This is a genomic window from Pseudomonas sp. ICBG1301 (assembly GCF_016918385.1).
GTDB lineage: Bacteria > Pseudomonadota > Gammaproteobacteria > Pseudomonadales > Pseudomonadaceae > Aquipseudomonas > Aquipseudomonas palleroniana.
In genome coordinates, this window is record NZ_JAEKGB010000005.1 from 12087 (window position 1) to 31986 (window position 19900).

Below are 19900 nucleotides of genomic sequence, written 5' to 3' on the forward strand. Positions count from 1 at the left end.
ATTTGGTATTACCATCCTTTATGCCAGGCACAAAAATGCGCAAGGGGGCTTGCTCCCGATAGCGGCGCCTCAGTCAATGCATCCAGTGACCGATCTACCGCTATCGGGAGCAAGCCCCCTCTCACATGCAAGCTACGGCGTTATTGAAACAACGACTCACTCGACAAGCCATTCTTCTCAAGGATCTCACGCAAGCGCTTGAGCCCCTCCACCTGGATCTGCCGCACCCGCTCACGGGTCAGGCCAATTTCCAGGCCTACATCCTCCAGGGTGCTGCTCTCGTGGCCACGCAGGCCGAAGCGGCGAATCACCACCTCACGCTGCTTGTCCGTAAGCTCCGACAGCCACTGGTCAATGCTTTGGGAAAGATCATCGTCCTGCAACAGCTCACAAGGATCCGTCGGACGATCATCCGTCAGGGTGTCCAGCAGGGTTTTATCCGAATCCGGACCCAGCGAGACATCGACCGAAGACACGCGCTCGTTCAGGCCGAGCATACGCTTGACCTCCCCTACCGGTTTCTCCAGCAGGTTGGCGATTTCTTCAGGCGAAGGTTCATGATCGAGTTTTTGTGTCAGCTCACGCGCCGCCCGCAGGTAGACGTTGAGCTCCTTGACTACATGGATCGGCAAACGGATCGTGCGGGTCTGATTCATGATCGCCCGTTCGATGGTCTGGCGAATCCACCAGGTGGCGTAGGTGGAGAAGCGGAAACCCCGCTCCGGATCGAACTTCTCCACTGCCCGGATCAAGCCCAGGTTGCCTTCCTCGATCAGATCCAGCAGGGAAAGGCCACGATTGACGTAGCGTCGGGCGATTTTCACCACCAGGCGCAGGTTGCTTTCAATCATGCGCTTACGCCCAGCCGGATCACCCTTTTGCGACAAGCGCGCAAAATGGACTTCTTCTTCGGGAGTCAACAGAGGGGAAAAGCCGATTTCATTGAGGTACAGCTGGGTCGCATCGAGCGCCCGCGTGTAGTCAATGTACTTGTGTTGCTTTAACGCTGTGGAGTTCTTGGATTTGGTGCGAACTGAAGGTGGTGCGTTTCCTTCATGATTCGACATCGATGATTCCTTCTCGGTGAGAATCTCCATTTCAAGGAGAACCTCATCGTCGATGTCAAACTCCGGCGCTTCTTTACTGAGAGCCATTGTTATAGTCCTTTGGTGAGTTCGACCTCAAGCTCAAGCGACGCCTTTATCCTTGGCAACGCTGGAGCCTGTTCCTTCTACGTGAGGGAACAGGCTGTGCAACACATCAACGACGGGGCAGGAATTGCAGCGGATCTACAGGCTTCCCTTGACGGCGAATCTCAAAGTGCAGTTTCACCCGGTCTGTGCCAGTTGATCCCATTTCGGCAATTGTCTGTCCGACTTTGACTTGCTGCCCCTCCCGAACCAACAACCTGCGGTTATGACCGTAGGCACTGACGTAGGTGTCGCTGTGTTTGATGATGACCAGCTCGCCGTAGCCCCGTAAACCACTCCCGGCGTATACCACTGTCCCATCAGACGCAGCTAAAACAGGCTGTCCCAAATCCCCGGCGATATCAATGCCTTTATTCAAACTACCGTTTGAAGAGAATTTTCCAATCAACACACCGTTCGAGGGCCATCCCCAACCCGTTGGCGCAGGGCCCGCAGGTGGCAACGGCGCGGGTGCCGGCTTGCTCGCCGTCGAAGGCGCGGCGGTACCGGCAGGCCGCGTGATGATGGTGGTTTTGCTCGAAGACGATGGCGAAGATCCAGTGTTTGTCACAACTGTCGTAGGCGTGGAACCGGTGCGCCCATCGAAACGAATGGTCTGCCCCGGATGGATCGTATAGGGCACAGGAATACTGTTACGCGCAGCGAGCGCTTTGTAGTCCCAACCGTAACGAAAGGCGATCGAGAACAGCGTGTCGCCCTTTCGCACGACATACTGGCCGGTGGTAACCATGGGCTTTTGCGGGACTGAACTGGCGTTGCGATCGACAACCCGCGCGCCACTTGAGGGTGAGCTTGAACAGCCCGCCAATAAGGAACTCAAGACAAGGCCAAGCACCAGTCGCTGAAAACTTGTTTTACTCATACGCTGCGCAAGACCTGTGAGACTCACCCGCCGCTCCCTTTGTGGTGGCTGAACGTTAACGCCTGTACCAGGCCTGAAATATGACGCAAGTATAACTGGGCATTGGATTGATACCGGCACAGGGATGAAACGAAAAATCCACCCTGTTTAATTCCGGCTTCCGATCATGTTGACACGATAGACCCCGCCGTAAGACACATCGCCGCCAACAGAATTCACTGCCCGCGAATAAATGATCAAGCCAGCGGGCCATTGAGCAAGGGTACAAAACGCACTGCACCCAAGACATGCCGAGAAAAGCCTTCGTCTTCCCGGATAATGAGCATCAATTGTTGCACTTCGCCGGAACCCACGGGGATGACCAGGCGCCCGCCCGGCGCCAGTTGATCCAGCAAGGCTTGCGGCACATCGGTGGCCACCGCCGTGACAATAATGCCGTTATACGGAGCCAGGGCCGGCCAGCCCTCCCAACCATCGCCCCAGCGAAACACCACATTGCGCAGGTTCAACTCCACCAGGCGTTCCTTCGCGCGGTCCTGCAGCACCTTGATGCGCTCCACCGAGAACACCCGCTCCACCAGCTGCGACAGCACCGCCGTCTGGTAGCCGGAACCGGTGCCGATCTCCAGCACCTTGTCCAACGGCCCCGCCGCCAGCAACAGTTCGCTCATGCGCGCAACCATATAGGGCTGGGAGATAGTCTGGTTGTGGCCGATGGGCAACGCGGTATCTTCATAGGCACGGTGCGCCAGGGCTTCATCGACAAACAGGTGCCGAGGCGTACGCCGGATCACCTCCAGCACCTGGGCATTGGACAAGCCCTCTTCGTACAGGCGCTGGATCAAGCGCTCACGGGTACGCTGGGAAGTCATCCCGATGCCACGGCGCAACAGGTCGTCTTGTTCACGCGCCATCAACGCAGCCCCTCAAGCCAGCCATCGAGGCTACTGAAGGCATCACTGAAGGTGCGATCAAGTTGCAACGGGGTAATCGAAACATAACCTTGCATCACCGCATGAAAGTCCGTGCCGGGGCCACCGTCTTCGGCGTCGCCGGCGGCGGCAATCCAATACCCTTCCTTGCCACGCGGATCGACCACCTTCAAGGGCGCCGCCGCACGGGCACGATGGCCCAGGCGAGTGAGCTGGATGCCGCGAATATGATCGAGCGGTAAATTGGGCACGTTGACGTTGAGCACAGTACGCGGCGGCAACTCCAGCGACCCATGAGCCTCCACCAGCTTGCGTGCGAAGTAGGCGGCGGTCGACAGGTTATCCAGTTGCCGCGAGGCAAAGGAAAAAGCGAACGAAGTCCGACCGAGGAAACGCCCCTCAAGGGCCGCCGCCACGGTGCCGGAATACAGCACGTCATCCCCCAGGTTTGCACCGAGGTTGATGCCCGATACCACGAGATCCGGCTCTTGATCCAACAAACTGTTGATCGCCAGGTGCACGCAGTCGGTGGGAGTACCGTTTACGCTGATAAAGCCATTGGCCAGAACCTGCGGGTGCAGCGGACGGTCGAGCGTCAGCGAACTGCTGGCGCCGCTCTTGTCCTGATCCGGGGCGACCACCACGCACTCGGCGTAATCCTGCAGCGCACCATAGAGCGCGGCAAGACCGGGTGCGGTGGCACCGTCATCGTTTGATATCAGAATACGCATGGGTTGTCCGTCGGCCCCACCGGCACCAGATCAACAAGCTCGCGCACCAAGACAGTGGCGAAGCATCCGGCCGGCAGGACGAATTCCAATTGCAGAATGTCAGGTGCGGGATAATGCCACGTCAACCCGCCAATGGGCAGTCGCAGAATGCGACGTTCCTGGCTCATACCGGCATTCACCAGCCAGTCACGCAGATCGGCTTCCTCGGCGGCGACCGCCTGCTCCAAGGCAAAGGTCGCGCCCGTGGCGGGCGAGTCACCCTCGCCCCACTGCGGCCCGGTCGGGTGCAGGTCCAGAATGGCCAGGCGCGGATCGCTGCATTCAGCCTCCCCCGCCGGAAAAAAACTGCGACTGTCGGTAAACGCCAACAGGTCGCCCACTTGGGCACGCTGCCAGGAACCGTCCGCAACGCGCGCAGCCAACACCTTGTTGAACAGGAAGCTGCGCGCCGTGGACAGCAGCCGCGAGCGCACATTGCGCTGCTCCGGCAGGGCCTTGCGCGCCGCCCACTCACGAGCGTCCACTACGTTGCCGCCGTTATGGCCGAAACGCTGGGCACCGAAGTAGTTGGGAATGCCGTGCGACGCAATCAACTGCAAGCGCGCATCGATGGCGGCGGTATCGCCCTCCAGTTGTGTCAGGCGCAATGTGAAGCCGTTGGCCGAATGCGCGCCGCGCTGCAGCTTGCGCTTGTGGCGGGTCATCTTGAGAATCTTGAGGGTGTCGTTTTCAGCACCGCTCATATCCGGGTCGGCCTTACCCGGCAATTGCACGCTGAACCACTGGCGAGTCAACGCCTGACGGTCCTTGAGGCCAGCATAACTGACGGTGCGCAATGGCACGCCAGCCGCCTTGGCAATGCGTCGGGCCGCCTCCTCAGTATTCAGGCCGCGTTTTTCCACCCATAACCACAGGTGCTCGCCGTCACCCGTCAGCGGGATATCCAGCACTTCGTCGACCTGGAAGTCTTCAGCCGTCGCCTTCAGTACAGCGCGGCCCAACGCCTCGCCATAGGCCCGTGGGCCCAGCAATTTCAGGTCGTTCATGCGCGCAGCAACAACGCAACGGAGTGCACCGCAATGCCTTCTTCACGACCGGTAAACCCGAGTTTTTCGGTAGTGGTGGCTTTCACGTTCACTTGATCCAGTTCAATGTTCAGGTCAGCGGCGATCAACGCTCGCATCGATTCGATATGCGGGGCCATTTTCGGCGCCTGGGCCACGATGGTGTTGTCGACATTGCCGACCTTCCAGCCCTTGGCGTGGATCAGGCCGACCACATGGCGCAACAAAACACGGCTGTCCGCGCCCTTGAAAGTAGGGTCGGTGTCCGGGAAATGCTTGCCGATGTCACCCAGCGCCGCAGCCCCCAGCAACGCATCGCTCAAGGCATGCAGCAAGACATCGCCGTCGGAATGAGCCAGCAACCCATGGTGGTGCGCGATCCGCACGCCACCCAGGGTGATGAAATCGCCTTCGGCGAAACGGTGCACATCGTAGCCGTGGCCAATACGCATAAAAAAACGCCCCGATTTAATTCAGGGCGTGATTCTACCTACTTTTGCCTCACATTAACCGAGCAAAGCACGACCATGATGTCGCAAATGGTCTTCGATGAAGCTGGCGATGAAAAAGTAGCTATGGTCGTAGCCGGGCTGCAGGCGCAACTCCAGTGGGTGGTTGGCCAACTTCGCCGCCTGTATCAGGGCCTCAGGCTTGAGCTGCACAGCGAGAAAATCGTCGCGGTCGCCCTGATCCACCAGCAATGGCAGCTTTTGCACCGCTTCGCTGATCAGCACGCTGGCATCCCATTCACGCCATTTCGAGCGCTCCTCGCCCAGATAACGCGAGAAAGCCTTCTGCCCCCAAGGACAATCCATCGGATTGCTGATCGGAGAAAACGCTGACACCGACAGGTAACGTCCCGGGTTGCGCAACGCGCAGACCAACGCGCCATGCCCGCCCATGGAGTGCCCGCTGATGCCACGTTTATCCGATGCAGGGAAATGTGCTTCAACCAACGCCGGCAATTCCTGCACCACGTAGTCATGCATCCGATAGTGCTTGGCCCACGGTTCCTGGGTGGCATTGAGGTAGAAGCCTGCGCCCAGGCCGAAATCCCAGGCATTGTCCGGGTCACCGGGCACACCCGGCCCACGGGGGCTGGTGTCCGGCGCGACGATGATCAACCCCAGCTCGGCGGCCATGCGCTGGGCGCCGGCCTTCTGCATGAAGTTCTCGTCGGTACAGGTAAGCCCGGACAACCAGTACAACACCGGCAGCTTGCCGCCCTGCTCCGCTTGCGGCGGCAGGTAGACCGCGAACGTCATGTCGCAGCCGAGGACATCGGAATGATGCTTGTAGCGTTTATGCCAGCCGCCGAAGCTCTTCTGGCACGACAGGTTCTCCAGACTCATGGCCGACCTCAAAAGTGGATGACGGTACGAATGCTCTTGCCTTCATGCATCAGGTCAAACGCTTTGTTGATGTCTTCCAGACCCATGGTGTGAGTGATGAACGTATCCAGCGGGATCTCGCCGGTCTGAGCCATCTCCACGTAGCTTGGCAGCTCGCTACGGCCGCGCACGCCGCCGAAAGCCGAACCGCGCCAGACGCGTCCGGTGACCAGTTGGAATGGGCGGGTGGCGATTTCCTGGCCGGCACCGGCCACCCCGATGATCACCGACTCACCCCAGCCTTTGTGGCAGCACTCAAGGGCGGCGCGCATCAGTTGCACGTTGCCGATGCACTCGAAGGAAAAGTCCACACCGCCGTCGGTCAAGTCGACGATGACGTCCTGGATCGGGCGATCGTAGTCTTTCGGGTTGATGCAGTCGGTGGCGCCCAGTTGCTTGGCGATTTCGAATTTGGCCGGGTTGATGTCGATCGCAATGATACGACCCGCCTTGGCCTTGACCGCGCCAATCACCGCCGACAGGCCGATGCCACCCAGGCCGAAGATCGCCACGGTGTCACCCGGCTTGACCTTGGCGGTGTTGATCACCGCACCAATACCGGTGGTGACGCCGCAGCCCAGCAGGCAGACTTTTTCCAGCGGCGCTTCTTTTGGGATCTTGGCTACGGAGATTTCGGGCAACACGGTGTACTCGGAGAACGTCGAGGTACCCATGTAATGGAAAATCGGCTGGCCCTTGTAGGAAAAGCGTGTAGTGCCGTCGGGCATCAAGCCTTTGCCCTGGGTGGAGCGGATTGCCTGGCACAGGTTGGTCTTGCCCGACAGGCAGAACTTGCACTTGCCGCACTCCGGCGTGTACAGCGGGATCACATGGTCACCCACGGCCACCGAGGTCACGCCCTCGCCGATGGCTTCAACCACCGCACCGCCCTCATGGCCGAGGATCGACGGAAAGATACCTTCCGGGTCAGCGCCCGACAGGGTGTAGGCGTCGGTATGGCACACGCCGGACGCGACCACGCGCAGCAGCACCTCGCCCGCCTTGGGCATGGCCACATCCACTTCAACGATCTCAAGGGGCTTCTTGGCTTCAAAGGCTACGGCGGCGCGGGACTTGATCATCCGGGTTTCTCCATGGGTTAAAAACTGAGGCGGTGAGTGTAAAACATGGCCCGGTGATGAATAATCCAGACAAAAGCAAAACTTTATTGCTGTACAGGGATAATCAACATGTTGGAAAACCGTTGGGAAGGCATCGATGAATTTGTCGCCGTCGCCGAATGCAATCAGTTCACGGCAGCGGCCGAGCGCCTGGGCGTATCGTCATCCCATATCAGCCGGCAGGTGGCACGCCTGGAAGAACGGCTGCAAACGCGGTTGCTGTATCGCAGTACACGCAAGGTCACCCTGACCGAAGCCGGCCAGACCTTCCTGCAGCACTGCCAGCGCCTACAAGACGGTCGAGAAGAGGCCCTGCGCGCAGTGGGTGACCTCACCAGTGAACCCAAGGGCATGTTGCGCATGACCTGCGCGGTGGCTTACGGCGAACGGTTTATCGTGCCGCTGGTAACGCGATTCATGGCGCTGTACCCGCAATTGCGCGTGGATATTGAACTGACCAACCGCCAACTGGACCTGGTGCACGAAGGCCTCGACCTGGCGATTCGCCTGGGGCGCCTGCAAGACTCGCGCATGGTCGCCAGTCGGCTGGCCCCCCGACGCATGTACCTGTGCGCGTCGCCCTCCTACCTTGCAAGGTATGGTCGGCCACATAGCTTGTCGGAATTGAGTCGGCATAACTGCCTGATCGGCAGCTCGGATATTTGGCAATTGGCTCAGGACGGGCGCGAATTTTCTCAACGGGTGCAGGGTAACTGGCGTTGCAACAGTGGTCAGGCGGTACTGGATGCAACGCTGCAAGGGGTTGGGTTGTGCCAATTGCCGGACTATTACGTGCTTGAGCATTTGCACAGCGGCGCGCTGGTGTCATTGCTGGAGGCGCATCAGCCGCCGAATACGGCGGTGTGGGCTCTGTATCCACAGCAGCGGCACTTATCGCCGAAGGTGCGCAAGTTGGTCGATTTCTTGAAGGCGGGGCTGGCTGAAAGGCCGGAGTACATCAGTTGATCAATCAGTGATTGAACCTATCGCTATCGGAAACACGCCCCCTCCCACATTTGGAATGCATTTCAAATGTGGGAGGGGGCTTGCTCCCGATGGGGCCGCTGCAGGCCAGCGGCCTACCTGCGATTAGCCCAGCGTAAGCGCAACCACTCCAGATCCTCTGGCCGGGTCACCTTGATATTGTCCGAACGCCCTTCAATCAAGCGCGGCGCCTGGCCGGACCATTCCATGGCCGAGGCTTCGTCAGTGATCACGGCGTCGGCCACCAGGCTGTCGGCCAACGCACGGTGCAATGCCCCCAGGCGGAACATCTGCGGGGTATAGGCCTGCCAGATCAGGCTGCGGTCGACGGTTTCCATCACCCGCCCATGCTTGTCGACACGCTTGAGGGTATCGCGAGCCGGCACGGCCAGCAGCCCCCCGACCGGGTCATCCGCCAGTTCGCTCAAGAGTTTGTCGAGATCGTCGCGGCTCAGGTTTGGCCGCGCGGCATCGTGCACCAACACCCAATCGTCGTCGCTGGCGCCCAGGGCGTTGAGTTGCAAGAGTGCATTGAGCACCGACCCCGAGCGCTGCGAGCCACCGTCCGCACGATGGATACGCGCGTCGCCGGCACACGCCAGTTCAGGCCAATAAGGATCATCAGAAGCAAGACTGACCACCAGGCCCTTGAGCGATGGATGGTCGAGAAAACAGCCAAGGCTGTGTTCGAGAATGGTGCGCCCGCCCAGTTGCAGATACTGCTTGGGACGGTCAGCGGCCATACGGGCACCGACGCCCGCGGCAGGAATCACGGCCCAGAAGGCCGGTAGACGGTAACTCATTGGGCCAACTGGTAGAGGGTTTCACCCTCCTTGACCATGCCCAATTCATGACGAGCCCGCTCTTCAACGGTCTCCGTACCTTTTTTCAGCTCAAGCACTTCGGCGTCAAGGACGCGATTACGCTCCAGCAGGCGTTCGTTTTCGGCGTGCTGGTCGGCAATCTGCTGGGTCAGTTCTTCTACCTGCGCAAAGCTGCCATTACCGACCCATAGGCGGTACTGCAGGCCAGCCAGCAACAAGAGCAAGACGAGGAATAACCAATTGGGACTGCGCATCGAAATCCGGGTATCCAGTGAAAAAAGCCAGCCATGTAAAACTTTTGCAGCAACTGATAGCACGAAGCCTGGAAGGACCAGGCTTGTGCTAGATAGCCATCAGGTTAGCGTCGAAAAACACCCTATCGTGGTTTTTCCGACGCAATCCAACGACTTTTTACCATGCTTTACCATCAAGTAGCGATCAGCCGCGAAACTCACCGCGACCGTTGTACTTGGCTTTACCCGCCAGTTGCTCTTCGATACGCAGCAATTGGTTGTACTTGGAAACGCGGTCGGAACGGCACAGGGAACCGGTCTTGATCTGGCCCGCCGAGGTGCCCACAGCCAGGTCGGCAATGGTCGAGTCTTCGGTTTCGCCGGAGCGGTGGGAGATCACGGCGGTATAGCCTGCTGCCTTGGCCATCTGGATGGCTTCCAGGGTTTCGGTCAGGGTGCCGATCTGGTTGAACTTGATCAGGATCGAGTTGGCGATCTTTTTGTCGATGCCTTCTTTCAGGATCTTGGTGTTGGTCACGAACAGGTCGTCGCCCACCAGTTGGATTTTTTCGCCGATCTTGTCGGTGAGGACTTTCCAGCCGGCCCAGTCGGACTCATCCAGGCCGTCTTCGATCGAGATGATCGGATAGCGCTCGGTCAGACCTTTGAGGTAGTCGGCAAAACCTTCGGAAGTGAATACGTGGCCTTCACCCGACAGGTTGTATTTGCCGTCTTCATAGAACTCGCTGGCTGCGCAGTCCAGGGCCAGGGTCACGTCAGTGCCCAGCTTGTAGCCGGCGTTGGCCACGGCTTCGGAGATCACTTTCAGCGCATCTTCGTTGGACGCCAGGTTTGGCGCGAAACCGCCTTCGTCACCCACGGCAGTGCTCAGGCCACGAGCCTTCAGTACAGCCTTCAGGTGATGGAAAATCTCGGTGCCCATGCGCAGGCCATCGGAGAAAGTCTTGGCGCCAACCGGCTGCACCATGAATTCCTGGATGTCGACGTTGTTATCGGCATGCTCGCCACCGTTGATGATGTTCATCATCGGCACCGGCATCGAGTACACACCCGGAGTGCCATTCAGGTTGGCAATGTGAGCGTACAGCGGCAGGTCCTGGTCCTGGGCAGCAGCCTTGGCAGCGGCCAGGGACACGGCGAGGATGGCGTTAGCGCCCAGGTTGCCTTTGTTTTCGGTGCCGTCGAGCTTGATCATCGCGTGATCCAGGGCTTTCTGGTCCACCGGATCCTTGCCCAGCAACAGGTCACGGATCGGGCCGTTGATGTTGGCTACGGCCTTCAGTACACCTTTGCCCAGGTAACGGCTCTTGTCGCCATCACGCAGTTCCAGCGCTTCGCGCGAACCGGTGGAAGCACCGGACGGCGCGCAGGCGCTACCGATGATGCCGTTATCGAGAAGCACGTCGGCTTCGACGGTGGGGTTGCCACGGGAGTCGAGAACTTCACGACCTTTGATGTCGACGATTTTTGCCATTGTTGTAAACACTCCAAAGTTGACGAAAACGACGCAGCTGAAGGAAAACTTTTGACCGACCGCAAGGGTGGAACAACGGGGCAGGCTTGCAGGCGACAAGGCTCAGGCCCGCGGGCCTGAGCATAAAACGAGGGAAAGTCTACCGGAGAAACGGTGCTTACGCGGTTTCTACCGTCGGAAAACTCTTGACCAGTTCGTCCAACTGCTTGAGCTGGGCCAGGAACGGCTCCAGCTTGTCCAGGCGCAGGGCGCAAGGACCATCGCACTTGGCGTTGTCCGGGTCCGGGTGGGCTTCCAGGAACAGGCCGGCCAGGGACTGGCTCATGCCCGCCTTGGCCAGGTCGGTGACCTGGGCACGACGCCCACCGGCGGAGTCCGAGCGACCACCGGGCATTTGCAGCGCGTGGGTCACGTCGAAGAACACCGGGTATTCGAACTGTTTCATGATGCCGAAACCGAGCATGTCCACCACGAGGTTGTTGTAGCCGAAGCTCGAGCCACGCTCGCAGAGGATCAACTGGTCGTTACCCGCTTCCACGCACTTGTTCAGGATGTGCTTCATCTCCTGGGGCGCAAGGAACTGGGCTTTCTTGATATTGATCACCGCGCCGGTCTTGGCCATCGCCACGACCAGGTCGGTCTGGCGCGACAGGAAGGCCGGCAACTGGATGATGTCGCACACCTCGGCGACCACGGCAGCCTGTTCAGGCTCGTGGACGTCGGTGATGATGGGCACGCCGAAGGCTTGCTTGATGTCCTGGAAGATCCGCATGCCTTCTTCAAGGCCCGGGCCGCGATAGGAGGTCACGGACGAACGGTTGGCCTTGTCGAAGCTGGCCTTGAACACGTAGGGGATGCCCAGCTTCTGGGTGACCCGCACGTACTCTTCACAGACCTGCATCGCCATGTCGCGGCTTTCCAGCACGTTCATGCCGCCAAACAACACCATGGGCTTGTCGTTGGCAATCTCGATGTCGCCTACGCGAATGATCTTCTGGGCCATCAGGGTTACGCCTTCTTCTGATGTTGCGTCAGTGCTGCCTTGACGAAACCGCTGAACAACGGGTGACCGTCACGCGGAGTCGAGGTGAACTCAGGGTGGAACTGGCAAGCGACGAACCATGGGTGATCCGGTGCTTCGACCACTTCAACCAGCGCGCCGTCACCGGAGCGACCGGAGATTTTCAGGCCGGCTTCCTTGATCTGCGGCAGCAGGTTGTTGTTCACCTCGTAACGGTGACGGTGACGCTCGACGATCACGTCCTTGCCATAGCAATCGTGTACCAGCGAGCCCGGCTCCAGCAGGCAATCCTGCGCGCCAAGGCGCATGGTGCCGCCCAGGTCGGAGGTTTCGGTACGGGTTTCAACGGCGCCGGTGGCATCTTCCCACTCGGTGATCAGGCCCACGACCGGATGGCCGCTGCTGTGATCGAACTCGGTGGAGTTGGCGTCTTTCCAGCCCAGCACGTTACGGGCGAACTCGATAACGGCCACTTGCATGCCCAGGCAGATCCCCAGGTACGGCACCTTGTTCTCACGGGCGTACTGCACGGCAGTAATCTTGCCTTCCACGCCACGCAGGCCGAAACCGCCAGGAACGAGGATCGCATCGACACCTTCGAGCAGCGCGGTGCCCTGGTTCTCGATGTCTTCGGAATCGATGTAGCGCAGGTTGACCTTGGTACGGTTGCTGATACCGGCGTGGCTCATCGCTTCGATCAGCGACTTGTACGCGTCCAGCAGTTCCATGTACTTGCCGACCATTGCGATGGTGACTTCGTGCTCGGGGTTGAGCTTGGCGTCGACCACGGCATCCCATTCGGACAGGTCCGCGCCGCCACACTGCAAGCCGAAACGCTCGACCACAAAATCATCCAGGCCTTGCGAATGCAGGATGCCCGGGATCTTGTAGATGGTGTCGGCGTCTTCCAAGCCAATCACCGCACGCTCTTCAACGTTGGTGAATTGCGCGATCTTGCGGCGCGAGGAAATGTCGATAGGGTGATCGGAGCGGCACACCAGCACGTCCGGCTGCAGGCCGATGGAACGCAGTTCCTTGACCGAATGCTGGGTAGGCTTGGTTTTGGTTTCGCCGGCGGTGGCGATGTACGGCACCAGGGTCAGGTGCATCAGCATCGCGCGCTTGGCGCCGACTTCGAAACGCAGCTGGCGGATCGCCTCGAGGAACGGTTGGGATTCGATGTCACCCACGGTGCCACCGATCTCGACCATCGCCACGTCGGCATCGCCTGCACCCTTGATGATGCGGCGCTTGATTTCGTCGGTGATGTGCGGGATCACCTGGATGGTTGCACCCAGGTAGTCACCACGGCGCTCCTTGCGCAGCACGTGCTCGTAGACACGGCCGGTGGTGAAGTTGTTGTTCTGGGTCATGGTCGTGCGGATGAACCGCTCGTAGTGGCCCAGGTCCAGGTCGGTCTCGGCGCCGTCGTGGGTGACGAACACTTCACCGTGCTGGAACGGGCTCATGGTGCCCGGGTCGACGTTGATGTACGGGTCCAGCTTGAGCATGGTGACTTTAAGCCCCCGCGCCTCCAGGATGGCCGCCAATGAAGCGGAGGCAATGCCTTTCCCCAATGAAGAAACAACACCGCCCGTGACGAATATGTAGCGCGTCATGAAAAACCCTAGAAGTCTGCGTTAAAGCGGTCCGAGCCGCCGGGGAAAGCGAAGGAAGGCCGAAGCCCCCGATCACCTGCATTAATCACAGTGCACCTTTCAAAAAAACCGCCGCGTGGTGACAGACCAGCAATGAAACACCGGTACGTTGATCGCTACACATTTTTTGGAATCGCCCAGCAAAGACTGCTTGGTAATCGGCAACTGCTGCGATTCAGGAGAATCCACAGAAGTTGTATCAAGAAGGGAGCGTAGTCTACCGGAAAGGCTCTATCAGCTCAAACCTTGATCGCAGTTCTGTGGCAACCAATGCAATTGCCAATCTTCACTCGGTACTGCCCAGCGTCCAGCGACGCTGGGGCCACCCAGCAATTGCTCGCCCCGATACAGGAGCGGCAATCTGCCACGGACGAAGCCCGGCAGCGCGCTTTCGTTAAGCAGGCGCTTCAGATCACGGCGACCTCGCCCCGGCACCTCGAGCACTTCACCGCCCCGGCGATAACGAACCTCCAGAGGACCTTCGGGCGCCTTGCCGACCAACTCCAGCCGGCCATTGCCGGGTAACTCTAGTGGGTTTTGCGGATCGGGCCAGCTCAACGTTGCGTCGGAAAATTCCGCCCAGGCACCCGGCAACCACCAGATGCGCTCGCTGCAACGGTGCAACTCGCCATCGGCCATGCGCCACAGAGGTTGCGCATCCGGCTTGGCGTCGCGCAGGGAATGCCAACCGGCCCAGTGATCACTGTCGGGTAAACGGGTCAGCGGGGTCAGCCAATGACGCAAGGCGTTGCGCTGGCGAGCGTCGGAAAGCTCACGCAATGGTGCAAGGGCCAGTGACGGTAAAGGCAGCCAGGGGAATGGTGAAGGTTGGTCCGCGGCCTGCAAGTCCATCCGCGCCAAGTCGTCCAGCAGCCCCTGGGCCTCGCCGAGCTGCTCGGCGGTACGGGCCAGGCGGCTGGCGGCTTGCGGCCAGCGCTGCGTCAGTGTCGGGAAAACGCGATGGCGCAAGTAATTGCGCGAAAAATGCGGGTCGGCATTGGAAGGGTCTTCGACCCATAGCAATTGATGTTCATGGGCGTAGGCTTCCAGCTCAACGCGTGATACGTCGAGCAAGGGTCTCAGCAGATGGCCTCCAGCCAAAGGGCGATGGCTAGGCATTGCCGCCAAGCCACGCACCCCGGCCCCACGCAGCAGGCGAAACAACAGGGTTTCGGCCTGATCTTCGCGATGCTGGCCCGTCAGCAACACCCCCCCTGCCCCCGTGACTTCGGCAAACGCCTGATAACGTGCGTCGCGGGCGGCGCGCTCAAGGCTCGCTCCGGGCCGGACCTGCACACGCATGACGCACAAGGGCACGCCAAGGCTGTCGCACACCGACTGGCAATGACCGGGCCATGCGTCGGCGGCAGCTTGCAGGCCATGGTGGACATGCACGGCACTGAGCGTCGGGAACGTTTCGGTTTTTGCCAAAGAGACCAGAAGGTGCAGCAGCACGGTGGAATCCAGCCCACCTGAGAAAGCGACGTGCCAGGCCGGGGCATTGCGCCACGGGGCAAGGGCTTGAAGGAGTTTGGCGGCTAGCGCTGGCTTCATCGGAAAATACCGCCATCAAACTGGAATGCGACAACCCAGCATACACAAAGCAAATGTAGGAGGGGGCTTGCTCCCGATAGCAGTGGGTCAGTCACTGGATCCATTGACTGACACTCCGCAATCGGGAGCAAGCCCCCTCCCACATTGAGTATTGCGACGATCTTACAGGCCGTAGCTCATCAGGCGCTCATAACGACGGGTCAGCAGCGCTTCGTTATCCAACTTCTTGAGCATCGCCAGTTGCGAACCCAGTTCGGCGCGGATGGTCGCAGCAGCGGCAGCCGGGTCGCGGTGAGCACCGCCCAATGGCTCGGCGATCACTTTATCCACGATACCCAGGCCTTTGAGGCGATCGGCAGTAATGCCCATGGCTTCGGCAGCGTCCGGCGCCTTTTCTGCGGTTTTCCACAGGATCGAGGCGCAACCTTCCGGCGAGATCACCGCGTAGGTCGAATACTGCAGCATGTTCAATTGATCGCAAACGCCAATGGCCAATGCGCCGCCGGAGCCCCCTTCACCAATCACAGTCGCGATGATCGGGGTTTTCAGGCGAGCCATGACGCGCAGGTTCCAGGCAATCGCTTCGCTCTGGTTGCGCTCTTCAGCGTCGATACCCGGGTAGGCGCCCGGCGTGTCGATGAAGGTCAGGATCGGCATTTTGAAGCGCTCGGCCATTTCCATCAGGCGGCAAGCCTTGCGATAGCCTTCCGGACGCGGCATGCCAAAGTTGCGGCGCACCTTCTCGCGGACTTCACGGCCTTTCTGGTGACCGATCACCATGACCGGCTGGTCATCCAGGCGGGCGATACCACCAACGATGGCGGCGTCATCCGAGAAGTGGCGGTCGCCATGCAGCTCGTCGAATTCGGTGAAGATGTGCTGGATGTAGTCCAGGGTGTATGGGCGACGCGGATGGCGAGCCAGGCGTGCGATCTGCCAGCTGGTCAGCTTGCCGAAGATGTCTTCGGTCAGCGTCTTGCTCTTGTCTTGCAGGCGGGAGATTTCATCGCCGATATTCAGCGAATTGTCATTGCCGACCAGGCGCAGTTCTTCGATCTTGGCTTGCAGGTCAGCGATCGGCTGTTCGAAATCAAGAAAATTCGGGTTCATAAGCGTCCGTCTTGGGTCGACGGCCAAGGAGTGCCTGGCCAGCCGGTTGTCTATTCGCGCCCTACCTTAAGGGAGAGGCGCGTTTAGGTCGAGATTAAATGTTCAGCCGAGGTCAGGTGTGCTGACCATCAGCGGTATTGGAGGAAGACGTTGTCTCGCCCGAACTGGTCACGCAAAGCTTGAATCAAGCCATCCGCCGGATCAATTCGCCACGTCTCGCCAAATTGCAACATCGCCTTGGCGTCGTTGCCGGTGTATTCCATGGTCACAGGGCAAGCGCCACGGTGACGCTTGAGCAAATCACCCAACCAGCGTAGCTGATCGCCCTTGAGCGCTTCGGTCTTGACCTTCAAGCGCAGGCTTTCGGCCAGGTTGGTACGGGCATCTTCCATACTCATGACCCGCTTGATCCGCAGGCGCAGGCCACCGGAGAAGTCATCGTTACTGACCTCCCCTTCCACCACCACCATGGCATCGGTCTGCAGCAACGATTGTGCCGAGTGGAACGCATCGGCAAACAGCGACGCCTCGATTCGCCCCGAGCGGTCGTCGAGGGTGATAAAGCCCATCTTGTCGCCCTTCTTGTTCTTCATCACCCGCAGGGCGATGATCATGCCGGCGACGGTCTGGGTGTCGCGCGCCGGCTTCAGGTCGATGATGCGCTGACGGGCAAAACGACGGATTTCTCCTTCGTATTCGTCGATCGGGTGACCGGTAAGGTACAGACCCAAGGTGTCTTTCTCACCCTTGAGACGCTCCTTGAGGGTCAATTCCTTGGCCTTGCGGTGGTTCGCGTACACATCCGCATCGTCTTCGACGAACAGCCCCCCAAACAGGTCCGCATGGCCACTGTCGTGGGTGCGGGCAGTCTGTTCGGCAGCCTTGATCGCCTCTTCCATGGCGGCCAGCAGTACCGCCCGGTTGCGGTCGATATTGGCCTGGTAAGCCTTCGGCTCATCATGGAAATAGGGGCCGAGACGGTCAAGTGCGCCACTGCGGATCAGGCCATCGAGGGTGCGTTTGTTGATGCGCTTGAGGTCAACCCGGGCACAGAAGTCGAACAGATCCTTGAACGGCCCGTCCTGCCGCGCTTCGGTGATCGCTTCCACCGGGCCTTCGCCGACCCCCTTGATCGCGCCCAGGCCATAGATGATGCGGCCTTCGTCGTTCACCGTGAACTTGAACTCCGAGGCGTTAACGTCCGGCGCGTCGAGGCGCAGCTTCATGGTGCGCACTTCCTCGATCAAGGTCACGACCTTGTCGGTGTTGTGCATGTCCGCCGAGAGTACCGCAGCCATGAAGGGCGCCGGGTAGTGGGCTTTCAGCCAGGCGGTCTGGTACGACACCAGGCCGTAGGCGGCGGAGTGGGATTTGTTGAAGCCATAACCGGCGAATTTTTCCACCAGGTCGAAAATGTTACCGGCCAGGTCGGCGTCAATATTATTGGTGGCACACCCCTCAATGAAACCACCGCGCTGCTTGGCCATTTCCTCGGGTTTTTTCTTACCCATGGCGCGACGCAGCATGTCCGCACCACCCAGGGTGTAGCCCGCCATCACCTGGGCAATCTGCATCACCTGTTCCTGATACAGGATGATGCCGTAGGTCGGTGCCAGTACTGGCTTGAGGCCTTCGTACTGATAATCGGAGTGCGGATATGCCAGCTCGGCACGCCCGTGCTTACGGTTGATGAAGTCATCCACCATGCCCGATTGCAGAGGGCCCGGACGGAACAGGGCCACCAGTGCGATCAAGTCTTCCAGGCAGTCAGGCTTGAGCTTTTTGATCAGCTCCTTCATGCCCCGGGATTCAAGCTGGAATACTGCCGTGGTTTCGGCTTTTTGCAGCAACGAATAGGTCGGCTTGTCATCCAGCGGGATGAACGCGATATCCAGCGGCTCCTCGCCGGCCTTGGCGCGGTCGCGGTTGATCGTCTTGAGCGCCCAATCGATGATCGTCAGGGTCCGCAGGCCCAGGAAGTCGAACTTCACCAGGCCGGCGGCTTCCACGTCGTCCTTGTCGAACTGGGTAACCAGGCCGTCGCCTTCTTCATCGCAGTAGATCGGCGAAAAGTCGGTGAGTTTGGTCGGTGCGATAACCACGCCACCGGCATGTTTACCCACGTTACGCACCACACCTTCGAGCTTGCGGGCCATGTCCCAGATTTCGGCGGCCTCTTCATCAACCTTGATAAAGTCGCGCAGGATTTCTTCCTGCTCGTAGGCTTTTTCCAGCGTCATGCCGACTTCGAACGGGATCATCTTCGACAGGCGATCCGCCAGGCCGTACGACTTGCCCTGTACGCGCGCCACGTCACGGATTACCGCCTTCGCCGCCATGGAACCGAAAGTGATGATCTGGCTGACGGCGTTGCGGCCGTATTTCTCAGCCACGTACTCGATCACGCGGTCACGGCCATCCATGCAGAAGTCGACGTCGAAGTCGGGCATGGAAACCCGTTCCGGGTTCAGGAACCGCTCGAACAGCAGATCATACTCCAGCGGGTCAAGGTCGGTGATCTTCTGTACATAAGCCACCAGCGAGCCGGCGCCTGAGCCTCGACCCGGGCCAACAGGCACGCCGTTGTTCTTGGCCCACTGGATAAAGTCCATCACGATCAGGAAGTAACCGGGGAACCCCATCTGGATAATGATATCCAGCTCGAAATTCAGCCGATCCACGTAGACCTGGCGCTTGGCCTCGTAATCTTCGGTGGTGTCCTTGGGCAGCAGAACGGCCAACCGCTCTTCCAGGCCATCGAACGACACCTTGCGGAAGTACTCATCGATGGTCATGCCATCGGGAATCGGGAAGTTGGGCAGGAAGTGCTTGCCCAGTTTCACTTCAATGTTGCAGCGCTTGGCGATCTCGACGGAGTTTTCCAGGGCCTCGGGCAGGTCGCTGAACAGCTCGGCCATCTCCTCGGCACTTTTGAGATATTGCTCTTCGCTGTAGTTTTTCGAGCGGCGCGGGTCATCCAGCGCCCGGCCTTCACCGATGCACACACGGGTTTCGTGGGCCTCGAAGTCTTCTCGCTTGATGAAACGCACATCGTTGGTCGCCACCAGCGGTGCGCCCAACTTGTCGGCCAGCGCCACTGCGGCGTGCAGGTGTTCTTCATCGTTAGGCCGATTGGTACGCTGGACTTCCAGGTAAAAACGGTCGGGGAAGACCTGCATCCATTCGCGGGCCAGTACTTCGGCTTCCTGGGGGTTGCCACCGAGCAGCGCAATGCCGATTTCGCCTTCCTTGGCGGCGGACAGCATGATCAGCCCTTCGCTGGCCTCGGCCACCCACTCGCGCTCGATGATGATCGAGCCATTGCGCTGGCCGTCGATAAAACCACGGGAAATCAGTTCGGTGAGGTTGCGATAACCCACGCCGTTCATCGCCAGCAGGCTGATGCGGCTCAGGGGGTTATCCGGGTCTTTGTTGGACAGCCACAGGTCGGCGCCGCAAATCGGCTTGATGCCGGCGCCCATGGCGTTCTTGTAGAACTTGACCAGGGAACACATGTTGTTCTGGTCGGTCACCGCCACCGCAGGCATGTTCATGCCCACCAGGGTTTTGACCAGCGGTTTGATCCGTACCAGGCCATCGACCAGGGAGTATTCAGTGTGCAGGCGTAGGTGAACGAATGAAGCCGGCATAGTGATCCTGTCTAGATACGTGGAAACAACAAGGCCCGGATTGTACCGGGCCTTGAGCA

The 19900-nt window shown here is 59.7% G+C and carries 17 protein-coding genes; 1 reads left to right on the top strand and 16 read right to left on the bottom strand.

Annotation, left to right across the window (positions count from 1 at the left end; genetic code table 11):
- Nucleotides 1-140: 140 nt before the first annotated feature.
- The 8 genes from rpoS to JBE38_RS13015 all read right to left on the bottom strand — a co-directional run bounded on the left by rpoS (nucleotide 141) and on the right by JBE38_RS13015 (nucleotide 7273).
- Nucleotides 141-1154, bottom strand: coding sequence for an RNA polymerase sigma factor RpoS (gene rpoS, locus JBE38_RS12980; RefSeq protein WP_090366377.1), 1014 nt, complete (start codon nucleotides 1152-1154; stop codon nucleotides 141-143).
- A 106-nt stretch (nucleotides 1155-1260) separates the two neighbouring features.
- A complete protein-coding gene (locus JBE38_RS12985) occupies nucleotides 1261-2100 on the bottom strand; it encodes a peptidoglycan DD-metalloendopeptidase family protein (protein WP_060754060.1) in 840 nt (279 codons plus the stop codon).
- A gap of 209 nt (nucleotides 2101-2309) precedes the next feature.
- Nucleotides 2310-2945 (bottom strand): protein-L-isoaspartate(D-aspartate) O-methyltransferase, encoded by a 636-nt coding sequence (locus JBE38_RS12990; RefSeq protein WP_169850588.1) that lies wholly within the window; start codon nucleotides 2943-2945, stop codon nucleotides 2310-2312.
- 41 nt (nucleotides 2946-2986) lie between these two features.
- On the bottom strand, nucleotides 2987-3736 hold the full coding sequence (gene surE, locus JBE38_RS12995) for a 5'/3'-nucleotidase SurE (RefSeq protein WP_060754059.1): 750 nt from the start codon (nucleotides 3734-3736) through the stop codon (nucleotides 2987-2989).
- Entirely contained in the window at nucleotides 3724-4782 is a 1059-nt protein-coding gene (truD, locus tag JBE38_RS13000; RefSeq protein ID WP_205344416.1) for a tRNA pseudouridine(13) synthase TruD, read from the bottom strand. Before truD ends, surE begins: the two co-directional genes overlap by 13 nt.
- On the bottom strand, nucleotides 4779-5252 hold the full coding sequence (gene ispF / locus JBE38_RS13005; protein ID WP_060754057.1) for a 2-C-methyl-D-erythritol 2,4-cyclodiphosphate synthase: 474 nt from the start codon (nucleotides 5250-5252) through the stop codon (nucleotides 4779-4781). Before ispF ends, truD begins: the two co-directional genes overlap by 4 nt.
- Before the next feature lie 54 nt (nucleotides 5253-5306).
- On the bottom strand, nucleotides 5307-6152 hold the full coding sequence (gene fghA / locus JBE38_RS13010) for an S-formylglutathione hydrolase (RefSeq protein ID WP_205344417.1): 846 nt from the start codon (nucleotides 6150-6152) through the stop codon (nucleotides 5307-5309).
- A gap of 8 nt (nucleotides 6153-6160) precedes the next feature.
- Nucleotides 6161-7273, bottom strand: a complete 1113-nt coding sequence (locus JBE38_RS13015) for an S-(hydroxymethyl)glutathione dehydrogenase/class III alcohol dehydrogenase (protein WP_010212435.1) — start codon at nucleotides 7271-7273, stop codon at nucleotides 6161-6163.
- Between the two features lie 108 nt (nucleotides 7274-7381).
- Between JBE38_RS13015 and JBE38_RS13020 the strand changes: the two genes are divergently transcribed.
- On the top strand, nucleotides 7382-8278 hold the full coding sequence (locus tag JBE38_RS13020; RefSeq protein ID WP_205344418.1) for a LysR substrate-binding domain-containing protein: 897 nt from the start codon (nucleotides 7382-7384) through the stop codon (nucleotides 8276-8278).
- Between the two features lie 113 nt (nucleotides 8279-8391).
- Here JBE38_RS13020 and ispD read toward each other — a convergent pair whose 3' ends face one another.
- The 8 genes from ispD to dnaE all read right to left on the bottom strand — a co-directional run bounded on the left by ispD (nucleotide 8392) and on the right by dnaE (nucleotide 19841).
- Nucleotides 8392-9099, bottom strand: a complete 708-nt coding sequence (ispD, locus tag JBE38_RS13025) for a 2-C-methyl-D-erythritol 4-phosphate cytidylyltransferase (RefSeq protein ID WP_205344419.1) — start codon at nucleotides 9097-9099, stop codon at nucleotides 8392-8394.
- Complete coding sequence (gene ftsB / locus JBE38_RS13030) at nucleotides 9096-9374, bottom strand: cell division protein FtsB (protein ID WP_057723188.1); 279 nt, start codon at nucleotides 9372-9374, stop codon at nucleotides 9096-9098. The genes ispD and ftsB overlap by 4 nt, the downstream gene beginning before the upstream one ends.
- Nucleotides 9375-9558: 184 nt before the next feature.
- Nucleotides 9559-10848 carry a phosphopyruvate hydratase gene (gene eno / locus JBE38_RS13035; RefSeq protein ID WP_060754053.1) on the bottom strand — a complete coding sequence of 430 codons (1290 nt, stop codon included), beginning with the start codon at nucleotides 10846-10848 and terminating at the stop codon, nucleotides 9559-9561.
- A gap of 157 nt (nucleotides 10849-11005) precedes the next feature.
- Nucleotides 11006-11851, bottom strand: coding sequence for a 3-deoxy-8-phosphooctulonate synthase (kdsA, locus tag JBE38_RS13040; RefSeq protein ID WP_060754052.1), 846 nt, complete (start codon nucleotides 11849-11851; stop codon nucleotides 11006-11008).
- A 5-nt stretch (nucleotides 11852-11856) separates the two neighbouring features.
- Entirely contained in the window at nucleotides 11857-13488 is a 1632-nt protein-coding gene (locus JBE38_RS13045; protein WP_060754051.1) for a CTP synthase, read from the bottom strand.
- Nucleotides 13489-13761: 273 nt separating this feature from the next.
- Entirely contained in the window at nucleotides 13762-15081 is a 1320-nt protein-coding gene (gene tilS / locus JBE38_RS13050; RefSeq protein WP_205344420.1) for a tRNA lysidine(34) synthetase TilS, read from the bottom strand.
- 162 nt (nucleotides 15082-15243) lie between these two features.
- Nucleotides 15244-16191, bottom strand: coding sequence for an acetyl-CoA carboxylase carboxyltransferase subunit alpha (locus JBE38_RS13055; RefSeq protein WP_060754049.1), 948 nt, complete (start codon nucleotides 16189-16191; stop codon nucleotides 15244-15246).
- Nucleotides 16192-16319: 128 nt separating this feature from the next.
- A complete protein-coding gene (gene dnaE / locus JBE38_RS13060) occupies nucleotides 16320-19841 on the bottom strand; it encodes a DNA polymerase III subunit alpha (RefSeq protein WP_161549852.1) in 3522 nt (1173 codons plus the stop codon).
- Nucleotides 19842-19900 lie beyond the last annotated feature (59 nt).

Coding starts and splice junctions, on each gene's coding strand:
- rpoS (WP_090366377.1), bottom strand. CDS start 1,154: ATGGCTCTCAGTAAAGAAGCGCCGGAGTTTGACATCGACGATGAGGTT.
- JBE38_RS12990 (WP_169850588.1), bottom strand. CDS start 2,945: ATGACTTCCCAGCGTACCCGTGAGCGCTTGATCCAGCGCCTGTACGAA.
- surE (WP_060754059.1), bottom strand. CDS start 3,736: ATGCGTATTCTGATATCAAACGATGACGGTGCCACCGCACCCGGTCTT.
- truD (WP_205344416.1), bottom strand. CDS start 4,782: ATGAACGACCTGAAATTGCTGGGCCCACGGGCCTATGGCGAGGCGTTG.
- ispF (WP_060754057.1), bottom strand. CDS start 5,252: ATGCGTATTGGCCACGGCTACGATGTGCACCGTTTCGCCGAAGGCGAT.
- fghA (WP_205344417.1), bottom strand. CDS start 6,152: ATGAGTCTGGAGAACCTGTCGTGCCAGAAGAGCTTCGGCGGCTGGCAT.
- JBE38_RS13015 (WP_010212435.1), bottom strand. CDS start 7,273: ATGATCAAGTCCCGCGCCGCCGTAGCCTTTGAAGCCAAGAAGCCCCTT.
- JBE38_RS13020 (WP_205344418.1), top strand. CDS start 7,382: ATGTTGGAAAACCGTTGGGAAGGCATCGATGAATTTGTCGCCGTCGCC.
- ispD (WP_205344419.1), bottom strand. CDS start 9,099: ATGAGTTACCGTCTACCGGCCTTCTGGGCCGTGATTCCTGCCGCGGGC.
- ftsB (WP_057723188.1), bottom strand. CDS start 9,374: ATGCGCAGTCCCAATTGGTTATTCCTCGTCTTGCTCTTGTTGCTGGCT.
- eno (WP_060754053.1), bottom strand. CDS start 10,848: ATGGCAAAAATCGTCGACATCAAAGGTCGTGAAGTTCTCGACTCCCGT.
- kdsA (WP_060754052.1), bottom strand. CDS start 11,851: ATGGCCCAGAAGATCATTCGCGTAGGCGACATCGAGATTGCCAACGAC.
- JBE38_RS13045 (WP_060754051.1), bottom strand. CDS start 13,488: ATGACGCGCTACATATTCGTCACGGGCGGTGTTGTTTCTTCATTGGGG.
- tilS (WP_205344420.1), bottom strand. CDS start 15,081: ATGAAGCCAGCGCTAGCCGCCAAACTCCTTCAAGCCCTTGCCCCGTGG.
- JBE38_RS13055 (WP_060754049.1), bottom strand. CDS start 16,191: ATGAACCCGAATTTTCTTGATTTCGAACAGCCGATCGCTGACCTGCAA.
- dnaE (WP_161549852.1), bottom strand. CDS start 19,841: ATGCCGGCTTCATTCGTTCACCTACGCCTGCACACTGAATACTCCCTG.